The 1,116-nt window shown below is 63.2% G+C and carries 1 protein-coding gene; it reads right to left on the minus strand.

Translation table 11 applies throughout. From position 1 onward, the window contains the following. A partial coding sequence (locus tag ABZT49_RS13980; protein WP_355286646.1) for a diguanylate cyclase occupies positions 1-1,116 on the minus strand: 1,116 nt, incomplete at both ends.

Here is a 1,116-nt window from a genome sequence, read left to right on the forward strand (position 1 = left end):
CGCCACGATGCGGAGGCTGTGAAGCAGCCTTTGCACCAGGGCCTCAATGGCGACTCGACCCACCGTCGGCGGGACCAGAACGGCGAACTCGTCGCCTCCAAGCCGTGCCGGAACACACGAACTCAGGTACTCGGCACGGAGCTCGTCCGCCACGCGGCGCAGCACTTCGTCGCCTGCGGCGTGCCCCAAAGCGTCGTTGACGTCCTTGAAGCCATCGAGATCGATCAACAGCACCGCAAATTCCGTATTCCTGGCATCGGCTTCCCGCAGGCGGCTGTCCAGAACCCGGTTGAACTCCGCCCGGTTGGATAGCTGAGTAAGATCGTCGGTGCGAGCGGTCTGTCGTAGCTTTTGTTCCATATGATACTGCTCGGTGATGTCCTGAAGCAGGCCCATCAGCGCGACGGGCCTTCCCTTCGACACCTCGATCTCCCCGAGGCAACGAACTCGTCGGCGGTTGCCCTTTGCCGTCATCAAGTCAGCATCCAGCTCGAACGGCAGACCCGTGTTGAGCGTGCGCATCACCGCGGCAAGAAACGCGCTCCTATCCGGCTCCGGAAAGAAGTTCATAATCTCGTCATTCGGCACACCGCCGCTCACGGGCAGTTCATGGATCGCGAAGATGCCGTCTGACCAGGTCGCGGCGCGGAGTCCGAGATCGTAGCGCCAGGAGCCCATCACGGCCATGCGCTCCGCCTGTTTGAACTGCCGCCGCTCGCGCTCGAGGTGCTCGACGGTCAGGCGTCTATCCTCGGCCGCTTCGGCCGCATGTAACGCGGCCATTCTCGCCTCAAGAAGCGCTTCGGCCATGCAGGCCAGTTCCGAAAGAACCTCCACATCAGCGGCGCAGGGTTCACGAGGCTTGTCGTCCAGTACGCAGAGGGTGCCGACGACGACCGCATCACCGCCGGTCTGCATGACCCGGACGGGCACCCCAGCATAGTAGCGGATGTTAGGGGCGCCAATGACAAACGGACTCGACGCGAAGCGTGGATCGAGTCGAGCATCGGCCACGGTCAAAGGTGCTTCGGTCTCGAAGACGACGGGGCAGAATGCTCCGGCACGAGGCGTCTCGGACGCCAAGGGACCGCATCGCGCCTTGAACCATTGCCGTTC

Source organism: Methylobacterium sp. EM32 (assembly GCF_040593685.1).
In the GTDB taxonomy this organism is placed as follows: Bacteria; Pseudomonadota; Alphaproteobacteria; order Rhizobiales; family Beijerinckiaceae; genus Methylobacterium.